The following is an 18,292-nucleotide window of genomic DNA, read 5'->3' as shown; positions in this document are numbered from 1 at the left end:
CCCTACAAACAGGGGCTCCAGCCAATTTTTTCCCACCAAATTTTTTCTTTTTCCTTATGCAAATATTGTCACTACCCCACAATATTCAGTGATATTACCTTTATCCCAATATTTTTCACGCATAAGCGTCCCCGCCTTGAAATGTAACTCTGGCATAGCTGCGGGAATAGCTTCATCTTTCCAATGGTGAGAGCGATCATTCATTGCTTGCTGCCAACGTTGTGCAACTGTATCTGCAGAAAACGGCAATGATTTGGCTGACGAAGGTTGTGTAACCAATACCAACCGTGCTTGGCTTGCTATCATCTCCTCAAAAGTGCGGTCAATTTCAGCCAAATTTATACTTTTTAGCAAACGGCGATTAAGCTGATAACGGTCTTTTGCTGATAAGCTCACTTGTCCATTTGCAATAATTGGGATTAAATCGTTTGCTAGTTTTAAACTTCCTACTTGAATTTGGCTTTCTTTTTCATTGCGCTGAGTTAAGCGCTCAAGTTCAGCCTTTAATTCTGCCTGTGAAAAGCCTTGCTGTTTTAACTCGCTAATAAAGTGGAACAATACATCAAGCGCTTTATCATATTTCGGACTATTTAACTGCAAAGAAAAAATAGTTTGTAAGGTTTGTTTACCTAAATAGCTATGATAAAAATTAGCTGAATTTATCACTGCACTTTGCTGATTTTCCCATTGCTGCAAACGTAAATTAATTAAACGCTGCACAATTTGTTGCAATAAATCTTTGCGATAATCCGCTTCAGTTTCTTTATTGACTGCGTCTGAAAAGAAACTCAATTCAAGACTTGACGTAGTCATTTCAGGCTCAGACACGGATGCCACACGCCATTGCTTGATTAACGGAATGCCATAATCAATTTTTGGCAACGGAGCCTGAGTATCATGCGTAGAATTGGACAGCTTCTGCGCAATCAAGTTTTCAAGGGAAGATTTGTTAATATCACCCACCACAATCAATGCCATATTGTCAGGTCGATACCATTTTTGATAAAAGTCACGAACTCGTTGCGTCGTCACGCCTTTGATCACCGCCACATCGCCAATAGGATCTCGCAACACGTAACGAGAACCTTGCATTTCCACCGCACTTTTTTTATCTCCTAAACGCAGCATTGGACTTAAACGAGCACGCCATTCTTCCAACACCACACCACGTTCACTATCTAAATCTTCTGGTAAAATGGTGAGATGATTCATCCATTCATTTATAACATCCAAGGCAAGAAGCAAGGTTTCATCATCATTTTTAGCAATATTTAGAGTATAAACAGTATTTTCAAAATCTGTAAAAGCATTAATATCACGAGCAAACTTCATTCCTAACTGCTCAAGTGCATTAATAATCTGGTTTTTGGGGTATTTTTGTGAACCATTAAACGCCATATGTTCCACGATATGGGCGACACCTTTTTGATCATCATCTTCATTCATAGAACCTGCATTCACCACCAATCGCATATAAACCCGATTTTCAGGTTCCTTGTTTGATAAAATATAATAATTTAGCCCATTGGCTAATACGCCGTGATGAATATTCGGATTGAACGGTAACAAGGTCGATGTTGTGGTTGTTGTAGGTATTGCCCCTTGGCAAGCCATCAGCAATAGGATTTGAAATAAAAAAATAAGCGTTTTCATCATAACAAAAAAAGTGGGCATAACAGCCCACTGTTGGTGTAAAAATTAAAATTCGTAGCCGAGTTCTAACCAAAACTCTCTACCTGCAGTATAAAAACCATAATCAGCACCAGATTGGCTACTGATACCTTTACGGGTTTTATTAAGCACATTTAACACATCAACTTTCATCACGATACGTTGGTCATTCCAAACTTTAGGCGACCAACGCAAGCTGGTGTCCCATTGTGTATGCGTGCCATAGTCATAACTGCGATACAATGGAATATCTTTCAACTCTCCATATTGATTTGCGCCTTTAATTGGTGCTTTGATATACCATTTATTCGACCAAGTTAAGTCTAAATCAGGTATTTGCATATCTAACCCCAAACGCACCATCCATTCTTCCCGATTGTTATTCACTTTTTTACGCATTTCCGCATAATTCATTAACTTGCCATCTAAAATAACAGGGGCATTGCCATCATAGCCACGACCTAGATTGAGCGCTTGCATACGCAACCAATCCAACGAAGCAAAGCCTTGCCAATAGGTTTGTCCCCATTTTAATGGCTCAATATTGTTAAACTGTAAAGTATAAATATACAACATATGAATGCTTGTCCAAGTATTCAGATGAAATGATTTAAAAAGAGGTGATAATATGACTAAAAAATTTAATTCAATTGAAAGATGTGACTGCAATGTAATTCATGAGGATATTGTAAATCAAGTTAGAGATAAAATGCCTCAAGAAGAAAGCCTTTATGATCTAGCAGAATTATTTAAAGTATTTGGAGATTCAACACGAATCAGGATATTATGGGCTTTACATGAAGCTGAAATGTGTGTTTGTGATATCGCTGTATTACTTAACATGACACAATCAGCAATTTCCCATCAGCTGAGAGTCTTAAAACAAGCTAATTTAGTGAAAAACAGAAAAGAAGGCAAAGTAGTATATTATTCATTAGTTGATGATCATGTAAGAGAAATATTTGACCAAGGTCTAATTCATATCAACGAGAAGTAGTAATGCGGTAGAATAGAATATTTTTTGAAGATATTTGGACATATATTTAAGTCTTCATTTCAAATGAGCAATGCTTCAAGAAAATTTGAAAAAGACTTGTAGTATTCAAAATAAAATTACAAATAATATTTAGGAGGATTTAATAATGAAAAAGAAATTTATACTTGAAGGTTTAGATTGTGCAAATTGCGCGGCAAAAATGGAAAAGGCTATTAATGAGCTTGATGGAGTGAAAGAAGCTACTGTTAACTTTATGACCACAAAACTCGTTATTGATGGTGAGGATGAAAAAATGCCAACAATAATAGCAGAGGCCGAAAAAATAGTTAAAAAAATCGAACCCGATACAACTATGAAAAAGGCTTAAAGAAGGCTATTTAGTATGACAAAACGACTATGGCGAATAATTATTGGTGCAGCCGTGTTAGCTACAGCAGTATTGCTTAGTTTAAATAACGAATGGTTACAGATTGCTCTCTTTATAATAAGTTACATTATTGTAGGTGGAGATGTTGTAAAAAGAGCTGTCAAAAATATTTTTAAAGGTCAAGTTTTCGATGAAAATTTTTTAATGAGTATTGCAACAATTGGTGCATTTTTTATTGGTGAGTATCCTGAAGGTGTTGCAGTTATGCTGTTTTATCAAGTTGGAGAACTGTTTCAAAGCTATGCAGTTGGCAAGTCGAGAAAGTCAATTGCAAGCCTTATGGATATTCGACCAGATTATGCAAATGTTAAAAAAGGTGATGAACTTGTCAAAGTTGACCCAGATGAAGTACAAATTGGAGATATTATTGTAATTAAAGCAGGAGAAAAAATTCCTCTTGATGGCAAGGTAATTGAGGGAAGTTCAATGATTGATACATCGGCACTAACAGGCGAATCTGTTCCTCGTGAAGTAGAAGTTGGAAGTGATATCCTAAGTGGGTGCATCAACATTAATGGGGTTATTACAGCAGAGGTTACCAAGGAATTTGGAGAATCTACTGTAAGTAAAATTCTTGATTTAGTTGAAAATGCAAGTAGTAAAAAATCCAATTCAGAACAATTTATTACGAAGTTTGCGAGATATTATACACCGGTTGTGGTTATAATTGCAGTTTTTCTAGCTATTATACCACCTCTTGTTATAGACGGGGCGACTTTTAGTGATTGGATATATAGAGCACTAGCATTCCTTGTGGTATCCTGTCCGTGTGCTTTAGTTATTTCAATTCCTTTGAGTTTCTTCGGTGGAATAGGTGGAGCCTCAAAAAAAGGTGTTTTAGTCAAGGGTAGTAATTATTTAGAGGCATTAGCAGAAACTGAAATTGTTGTTTTTGATAAAACTGGAACACTAACGAAAGGTGTATTTAATGTACAGGAAATTCATCCAGAAGGAGTTTCCAAAGAAGAGCTACTAGAATTAACTGCACATGCGGAAAGCTATTCCAATCATCCGATTTCACTTTCACTGAAACGTGCATATAGCAAAGAAATAGACAATGGACGTATTTCAGATGTAGAAGAGATATCAGGTCATGGTGTTATTGCAACAGTAGATGGCAAAAAGGTTATGGCAGGAAATATCAAACTTATGAAAATGATGGATATCCCTTATTTCAAGGGAGAGCTGATCGGTACTATTGTACATGTTGCTGTTAATAACAAATATATAGGTTACATTGTAATTGCCGATGAGGTAAAGGAAGATTCAGCACAAGCAATCAAGGAACTTAAGGCAGCTAATATTAAACAAACAGTTATGTTGACAGGTGATAATAAAAGTATTGGTTCAAAAGTTGCTAAAGAGCTTGGTCTTGATAAGGTTTATGCAGAACTGTTGCCAGCAGACAAAGTTGAAAAACTAGAAGAATTATTTTCGCAAAAATCTAAAAAAGGTAAACTTGCCTTTGTTGGTGACGGAATCAATGATGCACCTGTATTAGCTCGTGCAGACATTGGAATAGCAATGGGTGGTTTAGGTTCTGATGCGGCCATTGAAGCTGCTGATGTTGTAATTATGACTGATGAGCCATCGAAAATTGCTACTGCAATGAAGATTTCTAAAAAGACACTAAAAATTGCACATCAAAACATAGTATTTGCAATTGTAATAAAAATAATTGTTCTTATTTTGAGTGCTTTTGGAATAACTACTATGTGGGCAGCTATATTTGCAGATGTAGGTGTAACTATCATCGCAGTATTAAATGCTTTTAGAGCTTTGAATGTAAAGAATCTATAAACTATTTTTCCTATTCACCCCTTGAATGATACCGATAATTGACGATACAATCAAGGGGTATTTTTTAATTTAAAAACTATAAATGAAAATTGGTTGGGATTTACCTTGAATTAAATGGTTTTAAAGATATGGAGGTTATGTAATTGAAAGTTATTGATGAATGTTGCTGTGAATGTATCACACAAAATTTAAATAGAACAAAGGAGAGTTGCCCTGTCTGTAATAATTAAGGAGTAACAGTTAGTAGGATAACCGTTGAACACTTGGTGACAGATGATTATCGTAATGCCGTTGATGGAGATCAATATAAGATATGCATGAATGAGGACTGCGACGTTATTTACTATAACTTAGATAAAGAAATAAAATTCTTAAAAGACCAAGTTAGGGTTCCTATCTGGTTTAAGAAAGATGCAGATCCTAAGTATGCTTGTTATTGCAGCAAAGTCACAGAAGATCAGGTAATTGAAGCAGTTGTAAAGCATGGTGCGAAAACCGTTAAAGAAGTAAATGCCATAACTGGAGCAATGAAAAATTCGCTTTGTAAGGAAAACAATCCTTTGGGGGTATGTTGTCATAAGATTATTCAGGAAGCCATTGATAAGGGATTAACCATGAAATGATTTGAGTTGATATGTTCTCACGAACAGACAAAACCGTTGATATCTTCCCACAAACGAGAGCCAATGTTGGATATGTTTCCAACTACGAGTGTGGATATGTTCCCCTTAACCATAGGGGTTGAAGCGGTCTCCATGTCTGATGTCTCGGTACCACTTCGAAACGATTTATGTAATAAGTCCCTTTCTCTCCTGATTCTTCCTCTCCCGATTGCGGTTGCTTACCTTCATGTATAATATGAATTAATTGCCAACTCGTATTGGTTTCCTCTACCGGATGATTGTTTAACAATAATAAACTACCCACTTGAAGCTCTGCACCATTACTCTCCCCATGACCCAAATGGGCATCATGACGTAAACTCTCTAATCGATATTGGGTAAACGCTTTCCCCTGAACTTCATCTTTAAAACGTCCCGGGTAATCATAACTTTGGCGCTGATTCTCTATATCTGTTGCTAACTCGCTAAATTGCGCATTCCAACTCGGATTCTTAAACGTGTAATCCTTTAATTCTACACTTGAAGCCCTTACCTGCTCACTTTTCCGGAAACAACTCACTACCTTTTCTTGTAACTGTGCATTACGGCTCATGTTATATGGTAAGGCTATTTTCTCTGATAATGTCTCCGCACTATCACTAAATACCACCGTATGCTGCCCTTCTCCTTGTTCAAAATAATAAAATATACCTTCTTCCGACGTCAGCCTCTGAATAAATGCAAAATCACTTTCTTGGTACTGAACACAGAATTCTCGAATAGAATGCTCATGGCGTAAGGCAAAAGCATAATCCACAATACCATGTTCACTCAGTAATGTGCTTAAAATACTTTTTATATCTTGTTGTTGGAATATCCGAGAATTTCGTCTTAACGTCGTTCGCCATAAATCCGGGTAAACTTCCATACCATAATAGGTCTGACTTGAACCTCTGTCTCCTTGTTCAAAGCTCACTACCATTCCGCTTACTTGACGAAGTAATTCTCCATTTTGCCAAATCTTAAATATCACTTTGTTATCTACTACGGCTTTAAAATCTATCGCCGAATCCTGACTCGTTAACATCAGTTCTAAACAATATAGTTCACTGTATTTTTCAGTAAGTTTAAAGGATAAGACGCCTAACGCGGTGACGGGTAAATTGGGAACTTCTAAGGTAAATTGAAGACCTCTCGGGTCACTTTGAATGTTAAATACCGACAGCAAACGACTTATCGATGTCCCGCTTGTTAAACTTTCTACTAAACTTATGGCTTGACTCTCTTGAGTTATGGTATTTATAAATTTTTTATTATTTAAAGAAGTTATATCAAATATACTTTTAGTTTATGATATAAGTTGATTTATTTTAGTTAAGGTAAATATAGACATATTTTCCCTTATTTATTATTAATGAGTTACTTAAAAATTTTAAGTAACTCATTTTCAATATTTTAATAAAGTATCTGGAAGTTTGAATTTTTCAAATACATTATGCTCAAATGGATTTGCTGACTCATCAATGTGGATATTATATATAGCGTATCCATTATTAAAGTCATAACGGACAGTAAATGAACCATTATTTGAAGTTATTACCTTACCTGAATTCAACATTCGTAACTGAGGCCAAGGTCCCTTAAATATTAAACTTCTTGGAGATCTTTCATTTTGTGTAGAAACAAGTGTTAGTTTACTTTCTACATTTGCACTCATAGAATTAGGCCACACAATATTAGCTTTCCTCTTACTACCGTGAGAAAAATCAATTATTTGCCCATCTAAATTTAGAATACTTCTTCGATTATTTGATGATAAATCTACTGGCTCTATAATATATTGAACTCCTAGACCATTTTCTTTACTAAAGAAGATCTCCCTAATATGCTCAGCTTGATATAGCTGAAGTAGCACATCTTCTCTAATTAATGCTGGGATATCATCTTCTGATTGACCTAGATCATTTTCAATAAATGCTTTAAGGTTATTTTCATAGAAACTATCTATTGTTCCTCCCGGTCCAAAGAATCTGCTAAAATCACTTAATGAAACCTCTTTGGTTGCATTTTTATTAAATGGATAACGCCCAGCAAGATTTGACTTAAATTCATTCACAACCTTCTCTTTCCATTCTATTTCTAATGAAGCGATTGCAGATTTTAATACTGAACGCCAAGAGTAATCTGCAAGCTGATCTAACTAGCTATTCATTGGCTGAGGCATCGTTTTTGCTAATTGCTGTAATTCAAGAATCGGATCTGTAGATTCTTGATTAATTCTTATCTGAACAGCCTTTAACGCTGATTTTCCTGGAACCGGAGCATTTTTTATTGACAGCAAGTAACGATGTAAATTAGATATCTTCTGATAAACATTATTTAACAGACTATCTTTATTATTTGATTCAACTAATACTGATTTTTCATCCGCAAAGTTCTTGTCTATTTGGCTCATTAAACGATAATCTAGACTTTCAAGTATACTATTAAGTTCTTTTCCCTCCTTAGAGGGTAAGCTTGGTGAAGCTGTATTTTCAGCAAGTACTTGTAATGCTCGCTTAAAAGTTTGCTCCCCCCCTGTAATTTTCTCTAAAGCAAGAATAGCCTCATCAATAGAATTAAAATTTTTAATATCTAAATTATTAATTACAGAACGCCAAGCAGAAATATAATCATTCAGATATTGCTCAGAAATTCTCTCACTAATTTTTTCTTTATCTGCATCACTATATTCTAAATTATCTTTCAGATTTAGCACCCAGCTATCAATAGCCGTAAATTCAACCAATTGATCTTTTTGTTTTACAAAATAATTTTTTAATCCGCTCTCAGTAAAAAAGCGAGGAATAAATAAATACTCTTGGTTATTAGCTACAAATACTGAATCAAAGCCGGCTCCAATTTCATCTCTATAATCTAATGGTGAAGGTAATACTGAATTTGCACGAATCTTCAAATTTTGATATACACGATCATAAATAGACAGTTGACTAAGCTCTCTTTGAGCTGTTTGTATAGATAATTCATAAGGTTTATATGCCTTAATTAACTCTTCATTATCTTTTAGTCGGCCTCCATACCAATCAGTATGGTTAAGAGCATAATTTAAATGTTGCAGTAAATTTACTTGTAAGGCTTTTTGACCACTAAAAATTTCACTCCAATATTTACGCATGTAATCTTCAACAAAAAGGTTATCTCGACCACTTTTATCATCAAGCATCCTCATTACTCGAAGAATTTCTAATTTTTCCTCACTAGCATTTGGAGCATCTTCAAGTTTAATCATTAAACCATTCATGATAGCAGGTAAATATCTAAATTGTAAAAGTTTTAAATAAGTGCTTTCCACATAAGGTCCAATGTTATTACCTTGATATAATCCCATATCTTTTAGTGGATATGTAGTTGCATGATAGTCTCCATATGAAAGAAAAGGCGACCCTATTGATGTACTAACCGGTCAACTCGTTGAACAACGGGTAGATTTCACCCTTGGGCAAACTATCCCTTTATCATTCATTCGCACTTGGTCCCGCTATAAGGATGAACAACAATCCGAGGGGTTGTGCGGACGATTTTGGACGGACAATTTCTCCGAATATGCCGACATCTCCGACAATGGGCAACACATTAAAATTGCCACCTTTGAAGGTACTTATTTACGCTTTGCTTTACCGCAAGGTAGTACCGGTTCATTTAATCCAGACCACCCCGAATATACCCTAATCCGTCACCGTGAATACCTGGAATTATTCAACCGTGATACGCAGCTTTCTAAACTGTTCTATTTTATTAAAACACCGGAAACAAATGATTCCATTGTTGATGAAGAGATAGAATCAAAATCCGATTTAACCTATCCACCACTTACCGATGGGCGTTACCTGATTTCTGCCTGGTTAGATACTTTCGATAATGCCATACAGTTCCACTATAACGAACATTCGTGGCTGGAAGCCGTCTCGCACACTGATGGCATTAGCCTCACCTTTACCTACCAAGGCGACTGGCTACATCAAATCATCCGTACTGATACGCAGCAGCCCGAAGTGCTGGCAACCTATACGCAAGATGCACGAGGGGCATTAATTGAGAGTGATGCTCTACTCGACTTCCGCCTGTTCTACCACTATGACGAACAATTTAATCTCACTCTCTGGACAGATAATGACAAAACCCGAGTGGATTATCACTATGATGAAAAAGGTCGGGTCATTCACAGTATCGGGGCTGACGGTTTCTACCCTGTTTGGTTTCAGTATGAGGATAACCAAACAACGGTTTTAGACAGCCACCAACGTGCCACCGTGTATGACTATGACAGTCATAAACTGACACACATTGTCCGCCCAAACCAAAGCGAAGAAAAACAGCACTATGACCGACACGGTAATCTCATTCGTTATACCGATGCCAACGGTGTGGATTGGCAGCTAAAATACGGGGCGTTTGATTTACTGACCGAAAAAGTCGATGGAGAGGGTAACCGCTGGCAGTACGATTACGACAAAGACAGTTTGAAACTCAGCCAAGTCACCAACCCGAAAGGCGAAACCTACCGCTATGTCTTCAACGAAAACGGGCAAGTGCTAGAAGAAATCGATTTTACCGATAACCGCTGGCTTTATAGCTACAACGAAAACGGCACTCTTCGTACCCTCACAGACGGCGAAGGCAATGTTACCCATTATGAATACGACAATGCTTACCACCTCATCCGCCTGATGACCGTGGATGACAACTTTCTTTACACTTACGATAAAATTGGCAGAGTCACCCATATTCAAAGCATTTACCAGCACTTAAGCTTTGAATACGACCTAAAAGACCGTATCATCAAAGAAACCCAAAACTACGGTGAAATCTACCGCGCTTATGACGATGAAAACCAGACGGTCACTCGTACGCTCTTTATTAAAGACGAACACGGTCATCTCAACACTATATCACCTATTATTACCATCTTTAAATACAATCAGGTCGGTGAATTAGTACAATTAGACCTGCCTGCCCAAGAGACAAGTGGTCAAAAACAGCAACTCTTTTGCAAATACGACTCAAACGGCAATGAAATCCAACGTATTTCAAATCAAGGCTTTATCTTAAATCAACGCTTTGATGAAATGGATTGCCTGATTCAGCAACGTGCCGATTGGGAGCCAGAGCAATTTTTTGACAAAGACGAACTGCGAGCCACCGGCATTGATGCCCCAAGTTTTGCCGAGGTGAGCCAACGCTATCAATACGACAAAGCACTGAATACCACGGCTACCCAAGCCAAAAGTGAAAAATGCACGTTCCATTTAAACCGCAACAACCAAATCACCGCCGTGTATAATCAAAACGGGCAACAAGAGCGTTATGCCTATGATGAATGTGGCTACTTAACCCAACAAGCTCAAGGCGTTACCCTTGGGCGAGGCTCCACAGAAGATGAACGACTTATTCAACATCAGGATATTTATCAAAAAGGGCATAAACTTAACCGAATCAACAACGATTACTACACCTACGACAAGACAGGCAGACTCACCAAGAAAACGGAAATCCGAGACGGTTTTAGACAAAAAACCACCTACTATCGCTGGAATGCCTGCAATAAACTGACCAGTATTACCAATAACAACGGCGAAGTGTGGTATTATCAATACGATGCACTTGGACGGAGAATATCAAAAGCTTGCCCGCAACAACGGCCGAAAATCACATATCTTTGGGACGGCGACCAGCTTGCCTACACGCAGACGTTTAAAAACGGCAAGTTAGAAAGCCAACGCCACAGTATATTTAACGGCTGGTAACTTATCGCCCAACAGGATAGCTACCAAGAGCTACACCAAAGCTACGAGGGTAACACATACAAGTGGCAATACCAAACCAGCTATGCTGTTTGCCAGCCCAACGGACAAGTACTTGCCCTACTCAACCCGAAAGGCAGAACAGTTTGGCGTAAGGAAAAGCAAACGCTGTGGGGATTATGTTTCCCGAATAGCTACTACCCAACCAGCCCGCTCAACCCACAGCTTTTATTTGCTGGGCAACACTACGACGAAGAATCGGGATTGGCTTATAACCGATTTAGATACTATGACCCTGAAAGTGGGAATTATATCTCGAGTGATCCGATTGGGTTATTAGGTGGCGAACGACCGTTTGGGTATGTTGGCAATCCACAGGATTGGGTAGATCCGTTTGGATTGGCTGAGTGTTCTGTTAAATTCAAAAGTTCAAGTGGTTTAGAATTATCTGTAGGGGGATATACTAATTTGAGTCATTATAAAACCTCGGATTTAAAATCTTTGATGTATTTAAATAGTCCTAATAGTTCTAGACCATTTGGTAAATCACCAATAAATAAGTGTGGTAATACTATTATCCTTCATCATTACAAACAAAATTCTAAAGGTCCAATAATTGCAATGCCTGATAAATGGCATAGGGCAAACACTAAAGATTTACATCCCTTAGGAAATAAAGGTGGTATTGATAATAGGCAGGAATTTAATCAATGGAAAAGAGAATTTTGGTACAACCAAGCAAAAGAAGAGTTAGCAAGACGAGGAGAAATTTTATGAACTTAGAAACAATAAGTGCTTTAGATTATTATTTTAAAAAAAATCCTAATTTAAAAGGTACTCCAATCAAAGAAAGTGATATTGTACTTGCTCAAAAAGATTTAGGAGTATTGTTTAATAAAGACTATGTATTCTTTATTAAAAAATATGGCGGAGCGAGTGCAGGTATTGATATTTATTCAATAAGCTCATCCTGTAATTCTAATATTATTGGCAATGAAAATGTTATAGAAAAAACCAAGTCTTTTTGGAAAGAGTTCTCTCAAGGAGATAATTTTCTAAAAAAGCTTTATGTCATTTCTGATGATGGAGCAGGCAATCCAATTTTAATGCACACTAATGGAGAGATTTATATTTTTTACCATGATGATTATAGTATTGAAAATACTTTATTCTGATTTTGAAGATTTGTTTAAGCAAACTTTATAATGTGTACAAATGATAAATTTAGTAACGTAGGTCGGGCAATTTTACCTGATATCCACTCTTTTAAAATTACATAATCCAGCTACGTCATCTGCCAACCGAATGGGTAGGTGTTGGGATTACCCATTATGAATACGACAATGCTTACAACCTCATCCGCCTGATGACGGAGAATGACAACTTTCTTTGCACTTATGATAAAATCGGCAGGGTCACCGAGAAAACAGAAATTCGAGACGGCTTCAGACAAAAAAACACTTATTATCGCTTGAATGCCTGTAATCAACTGACCAGCATTACCACAGTACAAGGCGAAGTGTGATATTATAAATACGAGGCACTCGGCAGACGTATTTCAAAAGTATGTCCGCACCAACGCCTGAAAATCCAATATCTGTGGGATGGCGACCAAGTTGCCTATACGCAGATGTTCAAAAACAACGAACGGCACAGCGTCTTCCACGGCTTGCAACTTATCGCTCAACAGGATAGCTACCAAGAGCTACACCAAAGCTACGAAGGTAACACATACAAGTGGCAATACCAAACCAGCTATGCCGTTTGCCAACCTAATGGACTGGTACAGTGCTTACTTACAACCGATTTCGTTACTGGAATTGGGAAACAATAGAGATGGTACAGAGCAGTGCTGATTTAATTCCAAACAATTTATTAATGGTTGGAAAATCAAGTCGAAGGCTCGTGAAAGTCTTATTTAGACACGACAAAATTAGTTGCTAAAAATGAATATATAGATAATTTTTCAAAAAATAAAAAAGCCATAAGTAATCAATTTTATAGCTAAAACTTACAGTTTTTCCCCTAAATATGGCGGAGGAAGTGAGATTCGAACTCACGGAGGGCATAAACCCTCGCCGGTTTTCAAGACCGGTGCCTTCAACCACTCGACCATTCCTCCGTGATTTAAGCGGAGTGAAATATAATATAGTTATCTCGTTAAGTAAACTACTATTTACAATTTCATTGTTTAATAGACTATTATTTACACAGCTCGCCTATTTAGCTATCATTATGGTTAAAAAAATTTTGACATTATTATTACTTATTAGTAACGTATTCATTGATGATTATCCATTCTTTATAAGGAAGATTCTTATGGCAGATTCTCGCATTGTTTTTGATACTCGCGAACAATCAACTTCATTATTAAGTACACATAAAGTATTGCGTAATACTTATTTCTTATTAGGTTTAACTCTCGCATTCTCTGCAATAGTAGCCTATTTTTCAATGTCACTTGGTTTGCCTCATCCAGGTATCATTGTGACATTGGTGGGTTTCTATGGTTTATTATTCCTCACCAATGCAACAGCAAATAGTGGCTGGGGGATTTTATCTACTTTTGCATTTACTGGATTTTTAGGTTACACCTTAGGCCCAATTCTTAATCGTTACATAGGCGCTGGATTAAGTGAAACTGTAGCACTTGCATTAGCAGGTACTGCCGCAGTATTTTTCGCCTGCTCTGCTTATGTATTAACAACACGCAAAGATATGTCATTCCTTTCAGGTATGATTTTTGCATTATTTATCGTGTTATTATTAGGAATGGTAGCAAGTTTCTTTTTCCAAACGCCAGCATTACAGTTAGCACTAAGTGCATTATTTGTCATTTTCTCAAGTGCAGCGATTCTATTTGAAACTAGCAATATCATTCATGGCGGTGAAACTAACTATATTCGAGCAACTACCAGTTTATTCGTTTCAATTTATAATCTATTCTTAAGCCTATTACAATTATTAGGCTTCGCTAGTGATGATTAATTATCTATCAAATAAATAGCCAAACGCTCCTACTTTGTTAGGAGCGTTTTTTGTATAATAAGCGATAAAAGTTGATATAGGTAAATTATGATTAAAGTAAATAATATTACAATTGAAACCGATCCTGCGGGTTATCTACTAGATTTAACCCAATGGAATGAAAATGTTGCTGTGGCTATCGCAGAAAAAGAAAATTTAACCCTAACTGATGCTCATTGGGAAGTTATTTATTTTGTCCGTCAATTCTATCAAGAATATAAAACTTCACCTGCTATCCGTATGCTGGTAAAAGCAATGGCACAGAAATTAGGTGAAGAAAAAGGTAACAGTCGATATTTACAACGTTTATTTCCTGATGGGCCAGCAAAACAAGCAACAAAATTAGCAGGATTACCCAAACCTGCTAAATGTCTATAAATAAATTTTGATAATACGAATGATTATCACTTGATGATTTAAGCATTTACGTTTAGTATATATTCGCTATTAATCAACATAACAACAAGGAGACGTTTATGCGTAAATTTTTAGTAGCCATCATGGCTGCTGCAATTGGTACAGTATCAATTTCAGCTTCCGCCAAAATGAAAGTGGTCACCACTTTTACAATTATTCAAGATATTGCTCAAAATGTTGCAGGCGATGCGGCTGATGTACAATCAATTACCAAACCTGGAGCTGAAATCCACGATTATCAACCTACCCCAAAAGACGTTGCACAAGCTCAATCCGCAGATTTAATTTTATGGAATGGCTTAAACTTAGAACGTTGGTTTGAAAAATTCTTCCAAAATATGAAAGATAAACCAGCAGTTGTCGTGACTGAAGGTATTACGCCAATGTCAATTTATGAAGGTCCTTATAAAGATATGCCAAATCCTCATGCTTGGATGTCTACCAGTAACGCCTTAATCTATATTGAAAACATCAAAAATGCGTTTATTAAATACGATCCAGCAAACAGCGAAATTTATCAAAAAAATGCCGCAGTTTATGCAGACAAGATCAAAGCACTTGATAAACCATTACGTGAAAAAATTAATCAAATTCCTGAAGACAAACGTTGGTTAGTCACAAGTGAAGGGGCATTTAGTTATCTGATTAAAGATTATGGTTTTAAAGAAGCTTATTTATGGCCAATTAATGCAGAACAACAAGGTACTCCAAAACAAGTTCGCCATGTTATTGATGTGGTTCGTAAAAATCATATTCCAGTAGTATTTAGTGAAAGTACTATTTCACCAAAACCTGCTCAACAAGTGGCAAAAGAAACAGGTGCAAAATACGGTGGCGTACTTTATGTAGATGCACTTTCTGCAAAAAATGGTCCAGTTCCAACTTATATTGATTTATTACAAACAACTGTTTCAACTATTGTAAAAGGATTTAAAAAATAATGAACTCAACTTACCCTGCCTCAATCTATGTCGAAGGCGTTACTGTTCGATATAACAATGGACATACGGCTATTCATGATGTGTCTTTTCATTTAGAAGGTGGCACAACTTGTGCACTAGTCGGTGTGAATGGCAGTGGTAAGTCAACATTATTTAAAAGTCTGATGGGCTTAATACAACCACAGCAAGGCGATATTCGCCTCTGTGGTTTTACTATCGAAAAAGCCCTCAAACAAAATCTAATTTCTTATGTCCCACAAAGTGAAGATGTAGACTGGCAATTTCCTGTTTCTGTATATGATGTTGTAATGCAAGGTCGTTATGGCTATATGAATTTCTTACGTATTCCTAGCCAAAAAGACAAACAAAAAGTCCAAGAAGCGATGGCTCGTGTTAATATTGAACATTTGCTAGACAGACAAATTGGTGAACTATCTGGCGGTCAAAAAAAACGAGTATTTCTAGCTAGAGCATTAGCACAACAAAGCCAAGTGATTTTATTAGACGAGCCTTTTACTGGTGTAGATGTTAAAACTGAAAATGCCATCGTTGAATTGCTAAGCCAATTGCGTCAAGAAGGTCACTTAATTCTTGTGTCTACCCATAATTTAGGCAGTGTGCCTGATTATTGTGATCAAGTAGTTATGATTAATCGTACGATAATTGCTTCAGGTAAAACCGAAACTACCTTTACTCAACAAAATCTTGAAGCTGTCTTTGGTGGAGTACTTCGCCATATTAAATTATTAGGACGAGATCTGCATGATGATGAAGATGAACGTACCGTCACCGTATTAACGGATCATGACGAACGCCCAGCGGTGTTCTATGGACAAACAAAAAATGATCCACCCGCACCAATTGTAAAAGACTATTTATCAAAAGGCTAATCTCATCATGTTAGAACTTTTACTAGAACCTTTTAGCTATAATTATATGTTGAAGGCAATTGTGATCAGTGCGGCAGTGGGAGGCGTTAGTGCTTTTCTTTCTTGCTATTTAATGTTAAAAGGCTGGTCATTAATTGGTGATGCATTGTCGCATTCTGTTGTACCTGGCGTCGCCATCGCCTATGCTCTATCACTTCCCTATGCTATAGGTGCATTCTTTTCAGGCATTCTCGCCGCACTTTCTATTTTATGGGTGAAATCTATGACAACATTAAAAGAAGATGCTGTTATTGGTTTTATTTTCACCACATTTTTTGCTATTGGTTTACTCATTATTTCGCTGAATCCAACTTCAGTGAATGTGCAAGAAATTATCTTGGGGAATATCCTTGGTATTGCTGATGAAGATGTCATACAAGTGGCACTAATCATTATTATCTGTTTGATTTTTTTATTTTTCTTTTGGAAAGATCTATTACTTGTGTTCTTTGATGAAACTCAAGCGGTAGCCGTCGGATTATCTCCAACAAAATATAAAATTCTCTTTTTTACCTTACTAAGTGCTTGTATTGTCGCCGCACTACAAACTGTTGGTGCCATTCTCGTTATTGCAATGGTTATTACTCCTGGTGCTACAGCTTATTTACTGACGGATCGTTTTAGTAAAATGCTCATTATTGCGATGATATTAGGAACACTAACCAGCTCAATAGGTGCCTATATCAGTTATTTCTTAGATGGCGCAACAGGAGGCTTAATTGTTTGCCTGCAAACACTGATATTTTTATGTGCATTTTTCTTCTCACCTAAATATGGCTTAATCAACCAAAAACGAGTTACTGCATTAAAAAGTGCGGTAGATATTGAAAAAATTTCAAGGGAAGCAAAATGAATACATTAATCGCATGGTTTACTGTTCCGCTAAGTTTTCCCTTTATGCAAAATGCTCTTTTTACAGCAATCATTGTGGCAACAATCTGTGCCCTTCTATCTTGTTACTTAGTGCTAAAGGGTTGGTCATTAATGGGCGATGCCATTTCTCATGCCGTTTTACCTGGCATTGTGATTGCCTATATGTTGGGTTTACCTCTTATGATCGGTGCTTTTTTTTCTGGTCTTTGCTGTTCTTTAGGCGTTGGTTATCTCAAAGAAAATAGTCGTATCAAAGAAGATACGGTGATGGGAATCGTTTTTTCAGGTATGTTTGCTTTGGGTTTAGTATTATTTACCAAGGTTGAAACAGACCAACATTTATTACATATTTTATTCGGGAATTTATTAGGAGTTAGTCATTCAGAATTGATTCAAACAGCAATCATTTCTTGTATTGTGTTTTTTATTGTTCTCCTCAAAAGACGTGATTTATTGCTATATTGCTTTGATCCTAGCCAAGCAAGAATTGTAGGACTCTCTCCTAAACTACTATATTATGGTTTGCTAATTCTCTTGTCCTTGACCATTATTACAGCAATGCAAGTGGTCGGTGTTATTTTAGTGGTAGCAATGTTAATCTCTCCAGGTATTACCGCATACTTACTAACCAAACGATTCGACTACATGCTATTGTTCGCCATCATAAGCTCTATTATTTCAAGCTTTATGGGAACCTTAGTAAGCTATCACATCAATGCCGATATTGGTCCTTGTATTATTATTGTACAAGTTGTGTTCTTCAGTTTTGCATTAGCTTACAATAAATTAAAAGTGCGGTAATTTTTT

At 36.7% G+C, this 18,292-nt stretch carries 18 protein-coding genes, 1 tRNA gene and 1 pseudogene; 14 read left to right on the top strand and 6 right to left on the bottom strand.

What is annotated here, in order from left to right:
- Window positions 1-54 precede the first annotated feature (54 nt).
- Both HMPREF1052_RS07585 and HMPREF1052_RS07580 read right to left on the bottom strand, forming a co-directional pair.
- Window positions 55-1,653 carry a M16 family metallopeptidase gene (locus tag HMPREF1052_RS07585; protein ID WP_081484407.1) on the bottom strand — a complete coding sequence of 533 codons (1,599 nt, stop codon included), beginning with the start codon at window positions 1,651-1,653 and terminating at the stop codon, window positions 55-57.
- Window positions 1,654-1,698: 45 nt separating this feature from the next.
- On the bottom strand, window positions 1,699-2,247 hold the full coding sequence (locus HMPREF1052_RS07580) for a porin family protein (protein WP_005761087.1): 549 nt from the start codon (window positions 2,245-2,247) through the stop codon (window positions 1,699-1,701).
- 52 nt (window positions 2,248-2,299) lie between these two features.
- Here HMPREF1052_RS07580 and HMPREF1052_RS07575 point away from each other — a divergent pair, with 52 nt between their 5' ends.
- The 4 genes and pseudogenes from HMPREF1052_RS07575 (at window position 2,300) to HMPREF1052_RS07560 (ending at window position 5,518) form a co-directional block, all read left to right on the top strand.
- Window positions 2,300-2,668, top strand: coding sequence for an ArsR/SmtB family transcription factor (locus HMPREF1052_RS07575; RefSeq protein WP_003145044.1), 369 nt, complete (start codon window positions 2,300-2,302; stop codon window positions 2,666-2,668).
- A gap of 145 nt (window positions 2,669-2,813) precedes the next feature.
- Window positions 2,814-3,035 (top strand): cation transporter, encoded by a 222-nt coding sequence (locus HMPREF1052_RS11370; protein WP_003145146.1) that lies wholly within the window; start codon window positions 2,814-2,816, stop codon window positions 3,033-3,035.
- A 15-nt stretch (window positions 3,036-3,050) separates the two neighbouring features.
- Window positions 3,051-4,895, top strand: a complete 1,845-nt coding sequence (locus HMPREF1052_RS07565; RefSeq protein ID WP_005761060.1) for a heavy metal translocating P-type ATPase — start codon at window positions 3,051-3,053, stop codon at window positions 4,893-4,895.
- Between the two features lie 152 nt (window positions 4,896-5,047).
- A pseudogene (locus tag HMPREF1052_RS07560) lies at window positions 5,048-5,518 on the top strand (Csac_0668 family 2Fe-2S cluster-binding (seleno)protein).
- Window positions 5,519-5,600: 82 nt separating this feature from the next.
- Here the strand turns inward: HMPREF1052_RS07560 and tssI are convergent.
- The 3 genes from tssI to HMPREF1052_RS10955 all read right to left on the bottom strand — a co-directional run bounded on the left by tssI (window position 5,601) and on the right by HMPREF1052_RS10955 (window position 8,945).
- A complete protein-coding gene (gene tssI, locus HMPREF1052_RS07555) occupies window positions 5,601-6,725 on the bottom strand; it encodes a type VI secretion system tip protein TssI/VgrG (RefSeq protein WP_005761058.1) in 1,125 nt (374 codons plus the stop codon).
- 219 nt (window positions 6,726-6,944) lie between these two features.
- Window positions 6,945-7,649 (bottom strand): type VI secretion IcmF C-terminal domain-containing protein, encoded by a 705-nt coding sequence (locus HMPREF1052_RS10960; protein ID WP_081484405.1) that lies wholly within the window; start codon window positions 7,647-7,649, stop codon window positions 6,945-6,947.
- 48 nt (window positions 7,650-7,697) lie between these two features.
- Window positions 7,698-8,945: an ImcF-related family protein gene (locus tag HMPREF1052_RS10955; RefSeq protein WP_256593614.1), complete on the bottom strand. Its 1,248-nt coding sequence runs from the start codon at window positions 8,943-8,945 to the stop codon at window positions 7,698-7,700.
- Here HMPREF1052_RS10955 and HMPREF1052_RS07545 point away from each other — a divergent pair.
- The 4 genes from HMPREF1052_RS07545 (at window position 8,944) to HMPREF1052_RS11590 (ending at window position 12,993) form a co-directional block, all read left to right on the top strand.
- Window positions 8,944-11,301: a DUF6531 domain-containing protein gene (locus tag HMPREF1052_RS07545; protein WP_231284625.1), complete on the top strand. Its 2,358-nt coding sequence runs from the start codon at window positions 8,944-8,946 to the stop codon at window positions 11,299-11,301. The two genes, HMPREF1052_RS10955 and HMPREF1052_RS07545, sit on opposite strands and share 2 nt — an antisense overlap.
- 3 nt (window positions 11,302-11,304) lie before the next feature.
- Window positions 11,305-12,075, top strand: coding sequence for an RHS repeat-associated core domain-containing protein (locus HMPREF1052_RS11595; RefSeq protein WP_331271010.1), 771 nt, complete (start codon window positions 11,305-11,307; stop codon window positions 12,073-12,075).
- Window positions 12,072-12,473, top strand: a complete 402-nt coding sequence (locus HMPREF1052_RS07535; protein ID WP_005761042.1) for an SMI1/KNR4 family protein — start codon at window positions 12,072-12,074, stop codon at window positions 12,471-12,473. Before HMPREF1052_RS11595 ends, HMPREF1052_RS07535 begins: the two co-directional genes overlap by 4 nt.
- 391 nt (window positions 12,474-12,864) lie before the next feature.
- Window positions 12,865-12,993: a hypothetical protein gene (locus HMPREF1052_RS11590; RefSeq protein WP_256593570.1), complete on the top strand. Its 129-nt coding sequence runs from the start codon at window positions 12,865-12,867 to the stop codon at window positions 12,991-12,993.
- Between the two features lie 337 nt (window positions 12,994-13,330).
- Here the strand turns inward: HMPREF1052_RS11590 and HMPREF1052_RS07530 are convergent.
- Window positions 13,331-13,420 (bottom strand) — tRNA-Ser (locus HMPREF1052_RS07530).
- Window positions 13,421-13,617: 197 nt separating this feature from the next.
- Between HMPREF1052_RS07530 and HMPREF1052_RS07525 the strand changes: the two genes are divergently transcribed.
- The 6 genes from HMPREF1052_RS07525 (at window position 13,618) to HMPREF1052_RS07500 (ending at window position 18,286) form a co-directional block, all read left to right on the top strand.
- Complete coding sequence (locus tag HMPREF1052_RS07525) at window positions 13,618-14,286, top strand: Bax inhibitor-1 family protein (RefSeq protein ID WP_005761055.1); 669 nt, start codon at window positions 13,618-13,620, stop codon at window positions 14,284-14,286.
- Window positions 14,287-14,373: 87 nt separating this feature from the next.
- Window positions 14,374-14,703, top strand: coding sequence for a TusE/DsrC/DsvC family sulfur relay protein (locus tag HMPREF1052_RS07520; protein ID WP_005761071.1), 330 nt, complete (start codon window positions 14,374-14,376; stop codon window positions 14,701-14,703).
- Window positions 14,704-14,801: 98 nt separating this feature from the next.
- Entirely contained in the window at window positions 14,802-15,683 is an 882-nt protein-coding gene (locus HMPREF1052_RS07515) for a metal ABC transporter substrate-binding protein (protein WP_005761061.1), read from the top strand.
- The gene (locus HMPREF1052_RS07510; RefSeq protein ID WP_005760981.1) at window positions 15,683-16,573 is read left to right on the top strand and encodes an ATP-binding cassette domain-containing protein; all 891 of its coding nucleotides are present in this window, start codon (window positions 15,683-15,685) and stop codon (window positions 16,571-16,573) included. Before HMPREF1052_RS07515 ends, HMPREF1052_RS07510 begins: the two co-directional genes overlap by 1 nt.
- A gap of 7 nt (window positions 16,574-16,580) precedes the next feature.
- Window positions 16,581-17,465, top strand: coding sequence for a metal ABC transporter permease (locus HMPREF1052_RS07505; protein ID WP_005760971.1), 885 nt, complete (start codon window positions 16,581-16,583; stop codon window positions 17,463-17,465).
- The gene (locus tag HMPREF1052_RS07500; protein WP_005761074.1) at window positions 17,462-18,286 is read left to right on the top strand and encodes a metal ABC transporter permease; all 825 of its coding nucleotides are present in this window, start codon (window positions 17,462-17,464) and stop codon (window positions 18,284-18,286) included. The genes HMPREF1052_RS07505 and HMPREF1052_RS07500 overlap by 4 nt, the downstream gene beginning before the upstream one ends.
- Window positions 18,287-18,292 lie beyond the last annotated feature (6 nt).

Source organism: Pasteurella bettyae CCUG 2042 (assembly GCF_000262245.1).
Taxonomy (GTDB): domain Bacteria; phylum Pseudomonadota; class Gammaproteobacteria; order Enterobacterales; family Pasteurellaceae; genus Basfia; species Basfia bettyae.
This window is presented reverse-complemented; position numbering and strand designations above follow the sequence as displayed.